Consider the following 18,741-nt stretch of genomic DNA (forward strand, 5'->3'; position numbering starts at 1 on the left):
GGTGTCAGCGGTTGGGATGAGCGATGCGCTCGATGGCATCGGCGAGCTGGTGCCCGCGCGCGATCTCGGCATCGATGGCGGCAAAGGTCTGGGGCGAACTCGAGAAGAGCGTTGCCGAATAGTCATCGAGCACGAGCCGCCCGATCGCCTCGGTCTCCGGCCCCTTGATGAACACCTCGGAATAGTCGCTCCCGGAGCGCTTGAGACTGCGGATCAGCGTCTCGGTGCGATCGTCCATATCGAGGCGCTTGCTTGCCTTGAAATCGGCGATCGTCTCCGGCTTTTGCTGTAGGATCAGCATCCAGTCGCTGTTCTCGAGCGCCGCCGTCGCCCCGTCGGACTTGTAGTAGTCGTTGAGCGACTGGGTAGCGGTCGCCAGCGCGCCGCCATATTTGCGACAGGTGCGGGCGTAGGTTTCGACGAATTCGCCCATCGAGCCGCCCTTCAGCATCGACCAGGCTTCATCGATCAGCAGGAGCTTGCGCAGCGACCTTGGGCTTCGCGTCATGGCCTGGCTGGTCATGAACATGATGGCTGAGAGCACGACGCTGCGCAGATCCTCCCGGCTCGCGAGGTCGGACATCTCGAAAACCGTGAAGTCTGCATCGAGGTCGAGGCTTGCCTGGCCCTCGAAGAAGGCGCCGTAAGTCCCGCCCGCCATGTAGGGGGCAAGCGCGGTTGCGATGTCCGTCGCTGTGTCATGGCCGAGACTGGCCAGCATTTCGCCGACGGTCGTGACCGTGGCAGCCGCGCCGTGCTGCGCCCAGACGAGGTTGACCGCCCGGTCGATCAATCCGCGTTCGATATCGGTCAGCTTCGCGCTGTGGCGAGCCATTTGCCCGACGATGGCCTTGATCATCCCGAAGCAGTCGAGGCGGTAGTCCTCGTCCTCGGCGGCGCGGGTCCCATCGATCATCGAGAACGGGTTGAGGCAGAAGCCCGCTTTCATCGTGAACTCGACAAAGCGGCCGCCCTGCAGCTTGACCGAGTGCTCGAAGCTGCGGCCATCGTCGATCACGACAACCTGCGCGCCGGCGCCGCGCAGCGCGGCGCACATCTCCTGGAGCAGCACCGACTTGCCCGATCCCGACTTGCCGCAGATCGCGACATTGTGGTTGCCGGCATCGTTCTCGAACGGGGACCAAAAGAAGGGCTGGCCGCGACGGCCGACGAACAGCAGGTGGGGGTGGGCGCTGCCGAGATACTCGCCCTGCATGGGCGCGATATTGGCAGCGGTCGTCGACAACACGGTCTTGAACCGCTTCAGCCGTTCCATATCGGCGCCGAGCCCGTCAGCCAGGGTGAGCGGCATCGCGGCCAGGAATCCCTGGATCTGGAGGTAGCGCTCGTCGGTGAGGTCCCAGCCCGCCGCCTTGTAGATTGACTTGATCGCGCGTTCGTGGCGATCACCCTGACCCAGCGGTGAATAGGCCGTCACACCGTAGAAGACCCGCACGAGACGGCGGCCTTCCTGGAGCTCGGCCTGAACATGTTGCCACTCGGCGGCCTGTTCCCCGATCCGCGGCAGGAACCGGGCGCTGCGGGTCCCGGCGAGGCTGGTTGTCCGCATGAACTTGAAGCCAGCCTTCGCCGATGCAGCCTCCTGGTCCGGATAGACGAGACACAGCATGGTGGCGGCGGGGCAGGGGAAGCGCAGCTTGTCGGTGAACAGGTCGCCGATCAGCCGCGCGCATTCCCACGGGGCCCAGCGCGATGGCATGTTGCGTACGGCAAAATGCCGGACATCGAAGGCATCGGGATAGACTGTCCCGATCTCGGGCACGCCGTCATTGACCTTGCCAGTGGGGCGGAAACGCTCGGTCACGAGCCGCATGCGATCTTCAGCCACCACCAGTTCGATGTCGTGGCGGATCGCCTGGGAGGCGATTGGATCATTCGGGTTGTAGGGCACCGCATCGTCCTGCGGGGCGGTGGTGGGCGAAGTCAGATCATCGATGACAGCGATGAGCGCTTCCGGCCCGACTTCGACCACGCCGAGATTGAGCGACTTGAGCATCGCCACCAGGCCATCGCGGGTCTGCTTGAGATCCTCATTGCTGACCGATTTGGACGTCGGCACCCCGACCGAGACGATGACCTGGTGATGCCGCGCATGGAAGGGCGCGTCCGGCGAGCCGGACTCCCAGACGAGCGAATAGAGCCGCCGCGCCCGGTGCCGGGCAATCGCTTCGTACACCCCGCCCTGAATGTACCGTGGGGCGAACCACGGGGCGATGATCCTGCTGATGCGCGGGCTTGCAAGGTGGAGCACCTGCAGGCAGGCGCCTGCTGGCAGTCCTTCCGAGAAGAACTGTCCCAGGATTTCCCCGGTGCGCTCGTCGGCTCCGATCAGCGGCGTAACCGAAAGGACAAAGCCCTTCGAGCGTGCGTTGAAGTAAAGGCGTGTTGCCGGATCGTAGACCCGGTAGGGGAGCCAGTCGGAGAGCATGTCGACCATGAGCTGCGGGCGGGCTTTGTCAGCGTGCTCGGCATCACCCAGCAATCCACTGAGCAGCCGATCGACGACGGTCTTGAGTTGTTCGGCCATCACTTGGGCTCCTTCGGCTGCGAGGTGCTGACGATCGGCTGTTCGCCGGTTCTGACTGCCGGGCGGATTGCAGCTTTCGCGGCTTCAATCGCCGCTGCGCTGGGGAACAGCGGAGCGCTCTGCCCCGCCTCAGGCCGAGGGGCTCGATCACGCGGGGGAGGCGACGTGTCGAACCCCTCGACCGCCGGTGCCTTGGCACCGGCAACGGCCTCGCGCGCCGTGGAGGGGAGGACCAGCGGCGAGGCATCTGAAGTTTCGTTGAAGGGACTGGGGGCATCGGCGCCCGAGATGCCGCCAGCCTGACCCGCGTCGTCGCGTGCAGACGAGAAGGGCGACGCCTCATCAGGTGCGTTCGGGTCTCCTTCCGCACCGTCCGGTGCTGGGGCTCTCTGGGCGGCTTTCAGCTGCCGACGGACCTGGCGCATCAGGGATCCGCCCTGGTCCTCACCCGCCTTGCGGCGCAGCTCGGTGGCCCAGCGCGGATTTTCGACGACGGTCCAGGCGACCGCTTCGTCATGCAGCGTTCCAGCTTCATCGACATGAGCGGGGAAGACGACGCGCAAGGTGCGTTCCGCCGTGCGGCTGGTGTCGGCATCCACGACGCCTGACCTCTGCCGCGCGACAGCATGGAGCAGCGTGCCGTTCGACAGATTGTCCGTCGCCTTGGCATCGATGATATGGGCTGGTGCGCAGTCGCCCTTCGGCGCGCGGCAGGTGAAATCGCCCTCGACGTTGGTGCCGAACGTGGCGCAGCCACTGGCAAGACCGACCAGACAGGCGCAGGCAAGGAGACGTGTCGGAAAACGCATTGGTCTATCCTTTGGGAGCAGGGGTGGGGGCAGCGCGCAGGAATTCCCGGAGCACGGCGGCAGGCCGGAAGCCCTCGAGAACGGCGCCATCGGCGGGGCGCACGATCACAGGCGTGCCGCCAAAGCCGTGGGCTCGCGCGAAGGCCTCGTTGGCATCGAGCCCGCTCGTGTCGCAGGGTTTGGGATTGGCGAGCGCCAGACCCGAATAGGCCATATGCAGCGCCAGCTCAGGCCGGGGCGAGCACAGAACCCGTTCAGCATCGCGCCGGCTTTCGGCCCCGAAGATCGAGATCGGCCGCTCTTCAACCCGCGCTCCGATCGCCTTCAATTCGGCCTCGAGCTTCTTGCAATAGCCGCAGTGGAAGTCCGAAAAGACGACGACATGCGGACCGTTGGCAGGACCCCAAGTGATCGCGCCTTTGGCTGGAAGATTGCCGAGCGGGACATGGCGCGGCGGGGTGGTCCGGGCTGACGCTGCGGCTGCGCTCGGGCCGCCTTCCGCTTGTGTTTCAGGATTGCTGCGCCGCGCTGCCCCCGCTGCCAACAGGTCCGGATTGAGGGCAAGCAACCGGGCAGCCGTCAGATCCTGACGGGCTTCCATGTCGTAGACCCGGTAGATCACTAAATACTTCGCAGCGCGGTCGACGTAGAAAAGCGTCGATTTGGACGCGACCTCGCACAGGCCGCCAAGGCCCTTGCAGTTGATCGCGTCGATCGGCGTCTTGGGCAGGCGCAGCTTGAGCGCCTCTCGAACCTTCGCCGTGTCCGGAGCGGCAGCAGGGGCAGCAAGGCTTGCCACACCCCATCCCGTCGCGGCCGACACGGCGATGATCGCCGCCAGTCCGGCCGCCGGGCGCAACCAGCGGCGCCGACGATTGTCCTGCTCGAGGAGAGTATTTTCGATCATTGGGAGTTCCTCACGTAGACGCCGTCGAGGAACACGATCTCGACATCGATGCCGGTCGGCATCTCGACGACGGGTTGGTACTGTTCGGCGCGCTCGATCAGGTATTTGCTGACCGTGTCGGCAGCGTCGGCGGCGCCCTGGCCAAGCCCGCCACCGAGAATGTCGCCGGCCGAGAGCTTGGAGCGACTGCCGTCGGGGTTGGTCGTGACGCCGGAGAAGACGCTGTTGGCGTTGGCCGAGAAGCCGCGCCCGAAGCCGCCGACGATCCCGGCCAGCAGGGCCTGGCTGATGAGGCTGCCTTCGCGGCTTACGACGCGGCCGCGGACCCCGGACTTGCCAGCGAAGCTGATGAAGCCTTTGACCTCGCTCACTGCGACCCTGCCGCCAGGCTGATCGCAGGTCATGCGGGCGAGCTTCACATAGACCTTCTCACTGCTGAGATCCCCGCGTGCCGCGCCGTTGACAATGCAGCCCTGGATCCGGGTGGTCAGAACTTTTCCGTTCTGCATGACCGAACGAGCAGGGCCGGTAATCCGAAGCACCACAGGCAGCGGATCGGTCTGGCTGGCGACGCCTGCCGAGGCATCGACGCCGACGATTACGCGTGCCGGCGCGTAGGAGTTGGGCGGCAGGTAATCGGGCGAATCCTCGACGACGACCGGCGGTGCATCGGGACGGCCCACTCTCAGACCGCTCACCCCAGCCTTGTCAGAGCTGAAGCTCATCAGCTTCACCTCGCCAGGCGACGGGATCATTCCGCCCTGCGGGTCGCCTGCTGCGGCGACGGCGCTAGTTTGAGGTGAACGGGCCCGTGCGTCATAGCCGCCTGCCTGCGGCCCATAGGCCGGTGGCGGTACAGCCGGTGCCGGCGATGCAGGCTGCGCGGCAAGCCGGGTCTTGAGCTCAGCGTTCTCTGCCGAGATGGCATCGATCGCGGACTGTCCATCGACCCGCATGGCCTGGTTCTCGGCCTTGAGAGCCGCCAGCTGCGCTTCGATCTCGCTTCGTGGAATGCTGCCGTCTTTGAGCGCCTTCTGTTCGCGCGTGACCGCATCCAGACGGTTGCCATAAGTCGCGACGAACTCGCGCTGGGACAGATCGCGGTTGACCAGACCCGCCGTGTCGATCGTCTGCGCCGCATTGGGATCGCCGGTCTTGGCCTTGTCATCGCCGCCAAGGATGAACCAGCATCCGCCGATGAGGGCGAGTGCTCCCAGCGATCCCAGCAGCAGCTTCTGACGGCGCGCGGTGCGGGTGTTGAGCCCGGAAAGTTCGGACGATGCCGCGCTCTCGGCCTGCAAAGGGGCAGTGCCTGTCGTATTGGCTGCATCAGTCATGGCCGGTCTCCCCGTTTGCGCCGACAACAAAGGCCGTGGTGCTGGCCCCGGGTTCGAGCTTTGGTTCGGCGATCGAGACGGCGAGCGTGTCGCGCGGTGCCAGATCGCGTTCGGCGAGCGTCACGCTCTTCGATCCGCGATTGTGGATGCGGACGACTTTCCCGGTGAGGCTGGCGCCGCGATAATCGGCGATGAGCTGGAGCTCGAGATCGCCAACGCGCGCAGGGCTAGCGGTAGCCTGGCGTACCTCGAAGCCATCGACCGACCGGTCATTGGCCATCGCCTGAATGAGCCTGACGGCGCTTGTTTCGAGCGGGGTCTGGCTTTCCCAGTCAGCGGCACGGTTCTTCGCGATCGCCGGGTTGGTAACGAAGATCTGCGCTGCCGGGATCTGCTCGACCCGGCACACGACCTTGTAGACGAAGCCTTTTTTGGTCGTGGCGAAGAAGCTGATGGCCCGCGCCGCGTAGGTTTCGGGCACGGACACGTAGATGTCGCCGCGCACCGGCTCGTTGGTCACGGCAAAGTCGTTGTACGGCGTGCCGGTCGAGATCTTCGAGACGCTGGCGAACTGGTCGTCGACCAATGCGAAGCGGGTGAGCTCGCGTGCCGAAACGCTGCATTCGATCGCGGCGCCATCGGCGGCCTGTTTGAACTGGTCGGCCGCATGGGCAGGCTCGGCTGCTGCGGCGAGCAGCGCTGCCACGCTCAGAAGTAAGGCCCGCGTCTGGGCCCCTGATCGGTAAGCCATCACTGGGCCTCCTTCGATTTATCCTGTGGGGGGAGCTGCGCAAACCCGGAGAGCGCCAGGCGCAGACCGCGGTAAGTCCAACTGAAGCGGAAGCGGCGCTCGTCACTCGCAATCACCTGCGCGCCGACGAAGGTCTTGAGGGTCCCGGTCACATCCGAGGTGAGGCCCTTGGGGTCGACAGTCATCGACCGGATCACGAAAGCCTGCGTGACGTCCGAGCCCCGCTGCTCGTCGACGATCCGGACGAGCTCGGCCTTGAGGCGGCCATAGCTTGCGGGATCAGCGAGCTTCAGGATCTCGTTCATCCAATAATCGAGGCCTTCCGGACTGCGATTGAGGAGAACAAGGGCCGCATCGCGGGTGACGAGCTCGAGATAATCGGCCTCGACCCCGGCACTGCTCACGGTGAGCGCTTTCGGAACGGTCGGAACCAGCACCACCTCGCGGTCGCGGGTAGCGGCAAGGCTCCCAGCGACGACCAGTGCGAGGCCAAGCCCCGCGCTGGTGAGCGCAAAGAGGTTCCGCTGGCGCAGCAGCGATTGCTGACGTTCGTGGGATATGTCGGAAAACATGGGAGTGCCCCTCAACCGGCGAGTAGTCGGCAGTGGGAAGGCGGCGTTGCCTTGAGGCCCAGAAATCCCGCAGGCAGATACCAGTATGCGGCATGGGCTACCCAGGAGCTGGCGCGTCCTGCTTTTGCCTTTCGCAATGCGAACCAGGCGCCGAAGGCGACTATGATGCCGATAAAGATATGCTGGGTGAGGATCCCCCAGGTGAAGGGGGCCAGCATTCCCGCGAACTCGTCGATGGTCCAGAAGCCGATAAGCTCCGGGTCATCGAGCCGTCGAGGAATGATGTATGGGTCTGCCATGGCGACGCCGCCTTCCCTTGCCGCGCTCAGATGACCGCGGTCACAACCGAGGTGACGATCGGAACACCCGTGCCGACACCGATGCCGACACCCACCGGAACGGCGACCTGGCCGAGCGAAAAACGCCCGGATGCAAGACCGATCAGGCCGCCAGCGAGGCTGAGAACCGTGATGATCTTGCCGCCCGAGCCTTCCAGAAAGTCGGTGAACTTCGTGAGGGCAGGGGTGAAGGTCGTGTCAGCGCCGGCATAGGCGGCGCTCGCCGCAAGCGCCGCGATTGCGACCGGGATGGCAATGTTGAGGGTCTTGCCGAGACCCTTGACGCTGGCGGGCCGGGGGAGGGTGAGAGACTGCATGTGAAGCTCCGGTTGGAGGGGTGGTCACAGCGTTCTTGCGTTCGCTGTGTGTTCCACATGCATCTAGGAAATGTTCGTAGGAAAGTGTTCAGCGGCAATACCGTCCGGAGGTGGAAAGATGCGGACGCATCTTTTCCAGCTCAACGCATAAAATCGACGATAAGAACGTAAATTTAGTCTTTTTGTGTCGGTTAACGCCGTCACGGTAGCCGGGATTTGGCGACGACTCGGATAGAGGAACTGATTCGCCTCTAAACGAGATGTTCCATGTATGTTCTTTTCATTTTCCTACATGGGATGCTTCGCGATATGCCTGCGAATCGCATCAGTGCAGATGCAAGGAGACAGCCATGCACCATCCAACCACCGTTGCCAGACCGGCTAATCAAAGTCTGGCTCGCGTGCTCGCCCATGCGATCGATGCCGGCGGCAAACCCCGCCACAGGATTGCCAGTGAATGTGGGATGCACCGCGAGACCCTGCTTCGCGTAGCGCGTGGCGAGCGGCCTATCGGGCTCGACGAAGCGGCACTAGTGCTCGCCGCCTGTGGAGCGCACCCCCGCGCGACCATTATCCTTGCTCTTGCCGGGCAAGAAGAGCTCGCTTGCGAGTGGATGCATGGCGAGATGGGCGAATTTCTCGAAGAGTTCTTCACCAGCCTCCCAGTCCATCTTCAGCGGACCCTGGGGCGACGGATTGAGGATCTGCGGCCTCGGTGGGCCAACGGCACCTCACAGCTCGTGGCACGAATGCTTGCCAAGCACATCGATGATTTCGTGGGCCGAGACATCACGATGTCACTGTCGCGGTAGCCTGAGAGTTCGGAGGGGACCGAACCCAAGCAAATGAGATCAACAATGCCGCATGCAACACCAGATGAAATGCACATGCCTCAACCGCCCGAAGCAGCGCCGCCGGCGAGGCTTTGCGCCTGCCGGAAGTGATCGCCCGCGTCGGACTGCGCCGCTCCGCCATCTATCAGCGTATGAGCGAGGGGCGGTTCCCGAGATCGCGATCGCTGGGGCCGAAATGCGCAGTTTGGGTTGAAGCCGAGATCGATGAATGGATCCGCGCCATCTCCCAAATTCCAAGCTGATGTCGCTGTGATCTATTCGGTTAGGATTCCCCGCGCTAAGCTGTGCCAATGGTTTACCGTTACCCCCTTGGCAATTCTCTCCATCCCGAAGCCTTGAAAGAGAAGCAGCGCTCGCTGCGCGACGGCTTTCAGACCCCCTTGGCACTGCGCGTTCATCGCGCGCTATCCTGGCTTCGGCGTGCGGAAGCCGAGGATCAGGACCATGACGTCCGCTTCATTCTTCTCTGGATCGGGTTCAACGCGGCCTATGCCGGTGATGTTGAGGCTTCAGCCAGTAGCTCTGCACCGGAAGGCGAACGCGGACTGTTCCAGGCTTTCTTCTCGACCTTGGTGAAGTTCGACGCGCGCCACCGGGTCTACGATGCTGTTTGGCAGCGGTTCAGTCAGGAAATACGGCTGTTGCTGGACAATCGCTATGTCTATCACCCGTTCTGGCAGCACCAGAATGGGGCCGCTGGCCACGCGGATTGGGAGCAGAAGCTTGAACGCAGCCGAACCGCGATCAAGCATGCCTTGCGCGATCATGACACCGCTCGGATCCTCTCGATCTTGTTCGATCGGCTCTATGTCCTGAGGAACCAATTGGTACATGGCGGCGCAACCTGGAACAGCGATGTCAATCGCGATCAAGTGAGGGATGGCGCATCAATTCTGGGCTGCCTGCTGCCAATCTTCATCGATCTGATGATGGATAACCCGGAACACAGGTGGCCGATGCCGAACTATCCTGTGGTCGACTAACGCTGGTCGATTCTCTCGGTTTTATGCTGCTTCGTCGAACCGCTCTGCTCGTCGGCATGGCGCAGTGTCCGAGTGGATGTGAAACCCCATCGTGCCCCTTGCGTGGTCGCCGCGTGCTTCAATCTCGTCACGCAGCCAGCGCACCAGGACAGCAGGATCTCGTTCCGCGAGTAGATTTGCGCGGTGCGCAACGACGGCAAAGTCGCCGGGGGTTTGGCCATGGTGGATGGGCCACTCCAAAGGCCAGTCGAGTCCGAATCTGGCTTTGAAAAGCTGGCTGGCCTGAGCGGGTGTCATGGCATTGAACGTGGCACGGATCGTGAAGCGGCGCTGTGTTGCCGGATCAAGGTTATCGGCCAGATTGGTCGTCGCGACGAAGGGAGTACGGAGGTGTTCGAGCTGCACCAGCATCTCGTTGACCTGGCTGACCTCCCAGCTCCTCTGACCGGCCTCGCGGCGATACAGGAAGCTGTCGACCTCGTCGATCAACAGCAGTGCGCCGCGCTCTGCCGCCCTGGCAAAGGCTTCGGCGATGTTCTGTTCGGTCTCACCTACATAGGGGCTCATGAGGTCCGAGCACCGCCGCTCTTCGATCTCCAATCCCATGACCTGGGCGAGATGCCTTGCAAAAGCGGATTTGCCAGTACCTGAAGGCCCAGACAGCAGCAGGCTCCAACCGCGGTCTGGGGTGGCGGCAAGGCGCTCAGCAAGGCGAGACAAGTCCGTGTCCGCACGCGACAGATTGGGGTCGTAGACTGAGCAGCCGGACGCTTCCGGCGTGCAGGACTGTCCCAGAACGCGCATGACGCTATGGATCGCAGTCTTCGCGACATCTGCCCCGCCATTGGCAAGATGGGCCGCCTTCATACCTGCAGCCACCACGGCAGGGGGCGCTTTCAGGCAAGCAATATCACGCAGTTCAGCATCGCTGAGGTCAACCGATGCGGCTTCAGCGGACCTTTGTGCTACTCGCTCTCGCACAGCCAGGCGCGGGCGATCGAAGCCGATTGCAAGGGTCATGCGTCGCAGGACGGCGGGGTCCAATCGCGAACGCTGGTTGACGATCCAGATCGTGGGAACCTGCGGTGCTTCGACGAGACGGTTAATCCATTGCTTGGAACTGCCTTTGCGCTCGCTCATCATCAGGACATCGTCCGCTTCATCGACAACGATGACCCTTTCGCGGTGATGACGGCACATCGCCCGCAAAATCATCAGATGATCGAGGCGCTCAGAGCGATCGGGCTCGTTGCCGAAATCGTCGCTCAAACCGGCAAAGATCGCGCCGCTTCCGGCCTCCGTGGCAAGGGTGCGCGCAAATTCGGTTTTGCCGGTGCCCGGCTCCCCGAACAGCAAGATGCTGACAGGCTCTTTGCTCGTGAGGACTTTGAGAGCGATGCTCCGCAGTGGATCGAGGTGCTCGAAGTCATCCCACAGCAATCCCCCTCGCTCCGGTTCGGGCATGAGCCAGCGCAGCATCTCGTCCCGGCTTTCCGCGTGGACCCGAATCAGGCGCCTGAGCAGGGGGCTCAGGCTGTATTCTCCGTCGCGGTCGTCATGCAGAAGGCGCGAGGAAAACAGCGGTGCACCGGGCATCAGTTTTCGGTCGACGGTGTTGCCGGAGAGACCGGAGAGTTGGGCGACAGCACTCGGGGTGAGGTTGCTGCATGAGATGGGTGCCCGGCGCACGAGCTCTCGCCAGCACTCAAATTTTCCCCAGCGGGCAAAGATGCTGAGAATGGTGACCTCGGCGGAATCGAGGCCGAACAGCTCGCCGACCCATGTAAACACGCTGTCCAATTGGGTTGGCGCGGCGCGCTTCGCTGTCAATTGCCGAGCGACAGCCCGCATTTCGGCCACTGAAGGCTTTTCCCGATTGGAGAGCTTATGCAAGGCAGCAACGGGCACCTCACGGTCAATCAGATCAATCAGATCCTCGCCGCACCGCTTGACCTGATTGACACTCATCGCCTGAAGAACCCTTGCAGCAGCGTGAGCGAAATGCGTTGCTTCACCCTGCTCGCTCTGGCTGAATTCCGCCTGTGCTGCCCTTTGACGTGCCATCTTGCGCGCAATCTCCCTGAGTTCTGGTTCCATGTGGAGATTTCAAACACAGGCGTGCGACAAATATGGTCGTATAACTTGGGGGTTGTGCGTGATGCGACTTGCGCTTGCAGGACAGGCAGTTAGCAGTGGCTGTAATGACAAAGCGCCTCAGTAACCTCGATCGTACACTCAAACTCGTGCATGCGTTGACGCAAAGCATCGAAGGCTTGTCGCTCGATGAGATGGCTGCACTGCTTGGGGTGAACCGCCGAACTGTTGAGCGACTCCGCAACGTCATACTCATTCATTTCGACCTCGACGAAACCGTCGATGGGCGCATCAAACGATTCAGGATCAAGGATAGCCCGGGCCGGGCCTATGCTAGGCCAAACGCTGCCGAAGTCGCCGCGCTCCAGGCAGTGGTCGAAGCCGGGCGGATCGAGGGCACAGCCAACACCGAAGCGCTTGAGAAGCTGCTCTCCAAGATCAAGATCGCCTTTGACAGCGCTGAGCGGCGCCGGTTGGACAATGACCTCGATCTGCTCACCCGGTTGCAGCGATCCCGCGTTGCGGCAGGGCCAGCCGTCATCGCTTCGCCCGAGGATCTGACAACAATCCAGTCAGCGATCCTTGCCGCCCATTGTGTGGATTTCGATTATCAGCCCGATTGGGCTGCTGCGCCAGCATGGCGGCGGGTCGTCCCATACGGCCTGATCCATGGCCCCATTACCTATCTGCTTGGCAAAATGCCTGACCGGGATGATCCCCCATTCACCTTTCGGCTCGATCGCATGAGCAACGTTCGAGATAGCGGGGTAGTCGGTTGCCCACCGGATGATTGGGATCTCGACGTCTGGATGTCCCGCAGCTTCGGCATCTGGCAAGAGGAAGATCACGATATTGTGCTGCGGGTCCGCCCGCATGCGGTCGAGCGAGCGCGGGCATGGAGGTTCCACCCGCATCAGCAATTCGAAGATGATGGCGAGGAGCTGCTGGTGCGATTTCGATCCGGAGGGCTCTTTGAGCTCGCCAATCACCTGTTTGGATGGGCGGGCGATTTGGTGATCGAAGGGCCAGCGGCATTGCAGGACACGATGGAGCAGCGGCTCGCGGCGGCTCAGGAAATGTTGCGACCGAAATTGTCGTAGCTGGTGGGCAGAGAACGTGTTGGGCGTGGCGTGACCGTCGTCGGGGGATTGGTTTGAATGTTTGAGAACTGCCATCTGCGGATCGGCTACGCGCCATTTGTGAGCTGCATGCCGCTCAGTCCGCAGCTCCTGGCGAGCCTCTATGCCTTGCCTCATTGTGCCGAGATGCCGCTGCGCGAGGTTCTGGAAGCGCAGAGTAAGGATGCCCCATGGGCGGAGAGCTTTACTGTTGCCCCCGAACAGACCGCCACGGCTGTTGCCGCAATGCTGCGCCATCTGATGATGGCCACGCGGGACCTCCAGCCTGGATCGATTGCGACCGAGGCCCTGGCAACTGGCGGGAGGGCGCGCACCCATATCGAGGCGCTACGGGATCTTTGGCTTGGCAATCCAGCGATTGTTCCGTCCGAACTGGCGATATTGAAGGCATTCCTCGCCTGTGAGGCAGGCGATGCGTTGCAGTCGCTTCACGTGATCTGGGATCGGAATAGCACCCAGCTGACATCTCTCGAGCGCGCTGTGCTCGAGCATCTCGAAAGTCACCACGGCAAGCTGGACGAGGAAGATATTGATTACGTCCGCCTGATCTCGACCCCCAAGACGTGCCGAGCGCCTGAATCGATCCTCGCCGGGCATGTCCAAAGGCATCTGCTTGATCCGTCGGCGCCAACAGTACCCATGGACGACAGCCTCGCGGTTTGTTCCGTCCGCGATGCACTCACGGAATGCGAAGCCGCCGCCGCCATCATCCAGCACTGGCTTGCCGAAGATCGAACTCAGTTGGCGAGCGAGATCGGCATCATCCTGCCATCGGGGCCGGAGTATACGCATTACCTGTCGGAAGCCTTCGCGAATGCGGGCCTTACGGCATCATCGCTCCCTGCTGCGCCGGATCGCAGAAATGTCGGGGGTGAAGCGCTCCTGCATTTCCTGCAGTGCAGGCGGCGGCCTGCCCCCGCCATGGCGCTCGCCTCGCTATACTGTTCCCCCGTTCTGTGCTGGTCCCCGGATGTTGGATCGGCCTTGGCAAATGCGGTCATGGCCTACGATTTTCAGCCCATATTGGTGCAAGACTTGAACGGAAAGCAGGCTGCGCTCTTCTCGCTGATCCGTTCAGCGTCACCTACGACGAACGGTCAGCTCAAGGAGCAAATCCGTTCCTTCCTGAGATTGCTCAGTGAGGACGAGTTGCTTGCGTCCGATGTCGCTGAGACGAAGCAGCTGGCTTCGCGCCTTTTGGCCGCCCTCGGCAACGCCAATGATGCCGCCGAAGCGGAACTTGAAAAGGCCATCCAATTGGCCGCAGCATACCAGGCACCGCCTTGCCCACGTGGACCTTACTACCTGGGCGGTATCTCGGTCATGTTGGCGCATGAAATGCCTAAGCGGCAGTTTCGCAAACTTCTCATCCTCGGCTTCAACGACGGTGCCTATCCGCCCCCGCCTTCGGGGAATCCGTTCTTCCTCGACAGCGAGGTTGAGGCGATCTCAAACACGATCGGCTTGCAGCTCCCGTCCCAGGCCAAGCAGCTCGATGCATCGCTCAACCTTTTCGCGCGGCAGATTGGAGCCGCAAGTGACCAGGTCATATTCCTCCTGTCAGAACGCGATCGCAGCGGCAGCTTTCTCTCCGCCTCGTCAAGTTTGCCACTCATCTCCCGGCTCATCACCGGCATGGATGATCCTGAATCTTTGGTCGTACCGCTCACGCATAGTGAAGGTACGATCTGGGACAGGCTGGTGGCCTGGAAGCCGCGGCCTGTGGTCGACCCCCTCGAGCCCATCGAAGTGCCAACGCACTATGAGTTTGATCTTGATCTCCTGAGCCTGCGCAAGAAGGATGATGGTACCCCGAGAGCGCAGAGCCCGAGCCGGCTTGAAAAGCTCCTCATCAGCCCGCTGGCCTGGGTCTTGGCTGAACTCGGCGCCGAGCACGTCTCGTGGCAGCCGGAAGCGCTGGACGTCATGCTGCGCGGCTCGCTCGCCCACGAGGTGTTCGAACGTCTGTTCCCGCCGGGCAAGGACCACCCGTCCGACGAAGTGATCGAAGAAAAGGTGCCCGAGCTTCTTCTGGAACGCATTCGTGCGATTGCGCCGTTCCTGCAGACATCGGCCTGGGCTGTCGAACGCAACACGCTGGAGGCGGAAATCACCAAGTCCGCCAAGCACTGGTCGATGGTACTGAAATCCCTCGACGCCGAGATCGTGGGCAACGAATTCTGGCTCTCCGGGACCCTGTTTGACCATCCCGTACATGGCAAAGCGGATTGCCTGCTTCGCCTTCCCGATGGGCAGCCGATCGTCGTCGATTACAAAAAGAGCAGCTCCGGAACCCGCAGACAGCGCTTGCAGAAGGGCTGGGACCTGCAGGTCGATCTCTATCGGCGCATGACCGTTCGGATCGATGAGCGCAGTCACGAAGCTGTTGTTCGCATTGGCGAGACCTTGAACGGCTGGTTCAAGCAGCCGGCCGTCGCCTATCACACGCTCAACGACGGCAACGTCCTCCTCAATGGCATCGAGGTGTTTGACAGCACTGATGTCGAACTCGTCGCAGGTGACATCGCCGCGAATGCACTTGCGCTGATTTCGGCGAGATTCGACGCCCTCAAGGCTGGCCTACTCGAAACGAACACCACGGCAGACGCCAAATTCTTCCAGAAAGCCGCCGCACTTGGCACTTACGCTCTCGAAGACAGTCCGTTGATCACCGCATTCATGCGTGACGACACCGCTCCTTCTGTAACCCTCCCGGACGAACTCGATGACTGAACTTTCGATTGTGCCCGCAGGAGCCGGGGCTGGCAAAACACACCATATCCAGGAAACGCTCACCCAATGGGTCAGGGACGGCAGGGTTCGCCCAGAGAAGATCCTCGCAGTCACCTTCACAGAAGCCGCCGCCGGGGAATTGCGGCAGCGGATCCGGGGCGCTCTGATTGCCGACAGCAATCTGTCGGCAGCGCTGGCTGTCGAGAGAGCTTATGTCTCCACCATTCACGGGCTGGGGCGCCGATTGCTGATCGAGCACGCCTTCGCATCGGGTTCATCTCCGCAGCAGCGTCTGATCGCTGAAGACGAGCAGGACTTGCTGATCCGTCGCTCGATCGAAGAAAATCCTGCATTGAGCGAGCTTTCCCGAAACCTCGCAGCCCTTGGCTATCAAGGAAGCTTCTCCTCGGACGAAACCGCAGAGGACAGCTTCCGCAAGAAGTTGCTCGGCGTCATCGCCTTGCTGCGAACGCTCGGTCCGCGAGGCAGCGATCCGGCGATGGCCGACTTTGTCGAGGCATCCATCCGGACCGGATACGGTGCACCGATCGGCAAACCTGAGACTTTGGCTGCAGCGCTCCAGAAGGCTGTCGATGCCTTGCTTCAGGCCTTTCCTCGCTCGCTCGCTGACGATGCTGGTAGTGCCACCGCCAAGACAGCATTCCGCGAGAACTTCCGCGCTTTGAAGCAAGCTCAGCAGCTGCTCGCATCCGGCGGTACAGACTGGCGGCTGTGGCAGAAGCTGCGGGGCCTGCGTCTGTCGATGCGCGGCAGTCCGACCCCTGACGGCTACGACGATCATGCAGCTGCGGTCATGCTGGCAGCTGACAACCTGGTTTTTCACCCCGGACCGCTCAAGGATGCGGTTTCGCATGCGCGCGCTCTCGTCGAAGGCGCACAGTCGGCGATGACCGACTACGAGACCCGTAAACGCGAGCTCGGCGTCATCGACTTTAGCGACATGGTGACCAACGCTGCGCGGATACTCGATGAAAAGCCCGCCGTGCTTGGCGCCATCATGGACGAGGTCGACTGCGTCATTGTCGACGAGTTCCAGGATACCAACCCGATCCAGTTCACCTTTCTCTGGGCGCTGGCCCGCAAGGCTAAGCGCGCATTGATCGTCGGCGACACCAAGCAGGCGATCATGGGCTTCCAGGGCGCAGATCCGCGACTAACTGTCGCCCTTACGCAGCAATTTGAAACCAGCCCGCTCGACCGGAACTGGCGCTCCGATCCGCGCATCATGGATTTTGTGAACGCACTGGGGCCATGCCTTTTCGGTGAAGACTATACGGCGCTTGCCGCGCAGAATGCCTCAGGACACGAAACCGCTCTGGAGGTCATCGAGCTGGCCAACAAGCGCGGTGCCCGCTCCGGCGGAAAGCCCCAGCATTTCATCGCTGATCGTCTCCTTTCTCTGGTGACGGATGATCGGGTGACCATCGTGGACAGGCATTCCAAGGCCTTGCGCGATCTGGAGCCCCGAGACGTTGCCATCCTATGCCCGACGCACAGCCACTGCGCGAGCTATGCGGCCGCGCTGCGGGCCCTGGGCTTGCCGGTCCGCGTTGCGGAAGGAGGCTGGTGGCAGAGCAAGATCGTTCAGGCAGCATGCTTCGCGCTTCGTTTCGCCGTCGATCCGGCAGACAATCATGCAGCGATCTGCACGGCAACGCTCGGCCCGGGCGCAACGCCGCTCGGCGATGCTCTTGGCGCTCTGGCCCGCGACGGCCGGATCGAGACACCAGAACTCATGGCGTTGCAGGGACTTTGGGCTGACTCGCTTGCAACGCCCGTGGACAGACTGGTGCATCAGGTGATCCAGGTTGCCGGGCTACGGGACTGGTGCGACCGGCTCGACGATCCCGCCCAAATGAGAGCGGACCTTCTTCGCTTCGAGGCTGAAGCGGCGGCATTCATGGATGCACACCGGGATATGCGTGAAGCCTCCGGTTTCTATGGCCAGAGTGCCAACGTTTTCCTTGGCTGGCTCGAAAACAAGGTCGGCCTGAAGGGTGAGGATCTACGCCCGAACCCCGCTGGCGCCGAGGCCGATGGCATCGAGATTGTAACCTGGCACGCCTCGAAGGGGCGGGAGTGGCCGGTCGTGGTCGTTTGCGGCCTCGATCACAAACTCGACCCGCGCGCCGGAACTTTCAGCACAAAGTTTCCTGGTTTCGACGATCTCGATCATGTGATCGAACAGGCGACACTTGCCTATGCGCCTGACTTTGCTGCTCCCGAAGCGACAGCTCGTTTTCTAAATGGACTGTATCCCGAGTGCGAGGAAACAGCGCGCCGATTGCTTTACGTCGCTCTGACCCGTGCGCGTAATCGCCTGATCATCGAATGGCCGCAGGACGACGACAAGGTTGAGCCGCCACTACCGATCACGGCGCGCCGTCTTTTGAACGACGGCTGTGGCATCAAGTTGCAGGGCAATCAGATCACTGTCGGTTCGGCGCACTTCCCGTCGCGCATGACGATTTGTGGCAAGGAGATCCCAGCGTCGTTCGACGGGGAAGGCAGAGTTCGCATTGAGAGGAATGATCGCGAACCGAGGTTTGCCATTGAAAGGCGAGCTGTCGGCCAGCTTGCCCCGGTCATCAGTCCTTCCCAGACAATCGCCACCACTCGGCCGCTGCCTTTGCAAATTGAGACCCGGCCGATTTCAGCGGGTGTCCGGCTCACCGGATCGGATCTCGCGCTGGCAACGGATAAGGGGACTGCGGTCCACGAAGCCTTGCGGATTTTGCTGTGCAGGCCGGATCTGCGGCACCGGGTGGGCCAGCATTGCCGGATCGCCGAGGCTGAAGTCGAGCTGCTCGCGCAACAGGCGCAAGCTCTTCGGCAGACACTCAATGAGCTTGGTTATTCGCGCCTACATGTCGAACAACCAATCGAAATCGAACTGGCAGACGGTGGACGTCAGAGCATCATAGTCGACCTGATCGCTGAGAGCACGAATGGCTTCATGATCGTGGATCACAAGAGTGGGCTGATTGCAGACCATACAGCTCGATTTGCAACATATTGGCCTCAGCTAGCGGCTTACATCGCTGCCGTTGAGTTTAAGGCTGGCAAGGCCGTCCAAAGCGTTGCTGTGTTCTGGACCGAGACTGGTGAGTTGACATTAGGACAAGTGTTGTGTGGCACTAACGAACTCAGCGATCTTACTACGCCTGACCGGGGGATGCGATGAGCGTCCAGTGGGGTACGTTTGCTCCCGACTCAGCTCCGTCATGCCGTCGCCTGCAGACGCTCGGACTGACGGTCGCAATCCGACACTACAACGACCGATCCGTCCCAGGGCTAGGTGGGCTGAGCTTCGGCATGCCCATCGCGTGGTCGCTACT

The 18,741-nt window shown here is 62.1% G+C and carries 14 protein-coding genes and 1 pseudogene; 6 read left to right on the plus strand and 9 right to left on the minus strand.

The window, feature by feature from the left end; translation table 11 throughout:
- Positions 1 to 4: 4 nt before the first annotated feature.
- Genes traC through JD971_RS15035 form a run of 8 tightly spaced genes read right to left on the minus strand, consistent with a single transcriptional unit; the run spans position 5 to position 7,579 of the window.
- Complete coding sequence (traC, locus tag JD971_RS15000) at positions 5 to 2,548, minus strand: type IV secretion system protein TraC (RefSeq protein ID WP_202084630.1); 2,544 nt, start codon at positions 2,546 to 2,548, stop codon at positions 5 to 7.
- Entirely contained in the window at positions 2,548 to 3,357 is an 810-nt protein-coding gene (locus JD971_RS15005; protein ID WP_202084632.1) for a conjugal transfer protein TraV, read from the minus strand. Before JD971_RS15005 ends, traC begins: the two co-directional genes overlap by 1 nt.
- Positions 3,358 to 3,361: 4 nt before the next feature.
- The gene (locus JD971_RS15010; RefSeq protein WP_202084634.1) at positions 3,362 to 4,264 is read right to left on the minus strand and encodes a DsbC family protein; all 903 of its coding nucleotides are present in this window, start codon (positions 4,262 to 4,264) and stop codon (positions 3,362 to 3,364) included.
- Positions 4,261 to 5,601 carry a TrbI/VirB10 family protein gene (locus JD971_RS15015; protein ID WP_202084636.1) on the minus strand — a complete coding sequence of 447 codons (1,341 nt, stop codon included), beginning with the start codon at positions 5,599 to 5,601 and terminating at the stop codon, positions 4,261 to 4,263. The genes JD971_RS15010 and JD971_RS15015 overlap by 4 nt, the downstream gene beginning before the upstream one ends.
- On the minus strand, positions 5,594 to 6,352 hold the full coding sequence (locus tag JD971_RS15020) for a type-F conjugative transfer system secretin TraK (RefSeq protein WP_202084638.1): 759 nt from the start codon (positions 6,350 to 6,352) through the stop codon (positions 5,594 to 5,596). The genes JD971_RS15015 and JD971_RS15020 overlap by 8 nt, the downstream gene beginning before the upstream one ends.
- Complete coding sequence (locus tag JD971_RS15025) at positions 6,352 to 6,924, minus strand: type IV conjugative transfer system protein TraE (protein ID WP_202084640.1); 573 nt, start codon at positions 6,922 to 6,924, stop codon at positions 6,352 to 6,354. Before JD971_RS15025 ends, JD971_RS15020 begins: the two co-directional genes overlap by 1 nt.
- 11 nt (positions 6,925 to 6,935) lie before the next feature.
- Positions 6,936 to 7,223, minus strand: a complete 288-nt coding sequence (gene traL, locus JD971_RS15030; RefSeq protein WP_020819170.1) for a type IV conjugative transfer system protein TraL — start codon at positions 7,221 to 7,223, stop codon at positions 6,936 to 6,938.
- Positions 7,224 to 7,249: 26 nt separating this feature from the next.
- Positions 7,250 to 7,579, minus strand: coding sequence for a hypothetical protein (locus tag JD971_RS15035; RefSeq protein ID WP_202084642.1), 330 nt, complete (start codon positions 7,577 to 7,579; stop codon positions 7,250 to 7,252).
- A 350-nt stretch (positions 7,580 to 7,929) separates the two neighbouring features.
- Here JD971_RS15035 and JD971_RS15040 point away from each other — a divergent pair, with 350 nt between their 5' ends.
- From JD971_RS15040 to JD971_RS15050, 3 genes and pseudogenes are all read left to right on the plus strand, one after another.
- Entirely contained in the window at positions 7,930 to 8,391 is a 462-nt protein-coding gene (locus JD971_RS15040) for a hypothetical protein (protein WP_030089677.1), read from the plus strand.
- A gap of 69 nt (positions 8,392 to 8,460) precedes the next feature.
- A pseudogene (locus tag JD971_RS15045) lies at positions 8,461 to 8,675 on the plus strand (AlpA family phage regulatory protein).
- A 48-nt stretch (positions 8,676 to 8,723) separates the two neighbouring features.
- Complete coding sequence (locus tag JD971_RS15050; protein WP_202084644.1) at positions 8,724 to 9,416, plus strand: HEPN domain-containing protein; 693 nt, start codon at positions 8,724 to 8,726, stop codon at positions 9,414 to 9,416.
- 21 nt (positions 9,417 to 9,437) lie between these two features.
- Here the strand turns inward: JD971_RS15050 and JD971_RS15055 are convergent, their stop codons facing one another.
- Positions 9,438 to 11,513 carry an ATP-binding protein gene (locus JD971_RS15055; protein WP_202084645.1) on the minus strand — a complete coding sequence of 692 codons (2,076 nt, stop codon included), beginning with the start codon at positions 11,511 to 11,513 and terminating at the stop codon, positions 9,438 to 9,440.
- Positions 11,514 to 11,617: 104 nt separating this feature from the next.
- Between JD971_RS15055 and JD971_RS15060 the strand changes: the two genes are divergently transcribed.
- The 3 genes from JD971_RS15060 to JD971_RS15070 are packed head-to-tail and all read left to right on the plus strand — an operon-like array spanning position 11,618 to position 18,587.
- Positions 11,618 to 12,610 carry a YafY family protein gene (locus JD971_RS15060; protein WP_202084647.1) on the plus strand — a complete coding sequence of 331 codons (993 nt, stop codon included), beginning with the start codon at positions 11,618 to 11,620 and terminating at the stop codon, positions 12,608 to 12,610.
- 57 nt (positions 12,611 to 12,667) lie between these two features.
- Positions 12,668 to 15,382 (plus strand): PD-(D/E)XK nuclease family protein, encoded by a 2,715-nt coding sequence (locus tag JD971_RS15065; RefSeq protein ID WP_202084649.1) that lies wholly within the window; start codon positions 12,668 to 12,670, stop codon positions 15,380 to 15,382.
- Positions 15,375 to 18,587: an exodeoxyribonuclease V subunit beta gene (locus JD971_RS15070; protein ID WP_202084651.1), complete on the plus strand. Its 3,213-nt coding sequence runs from the start codon at positions 15,375 to 15,377 to the stop codon at positions 18,585 to 18,587. Before JD971_RS15065 ends, JD971_RS15070 begins: the two co-directional genes overlap by 8 nt.
- Positions 18,588 to 18,741 lie beyond the last annotated feature (154 nt).

The sequence above is a fragment of the Croceicoccus sp. YJ47 genome (genome assembly GCF_016745095.1).
In the GTDB taxonomy this organism is placed as follows: domain Bacteria; phylum Pseudomonadota; class Alphaproteobacteria; order Sphingomonadales; family Sphingomonadaceae; genus Croceicoccus.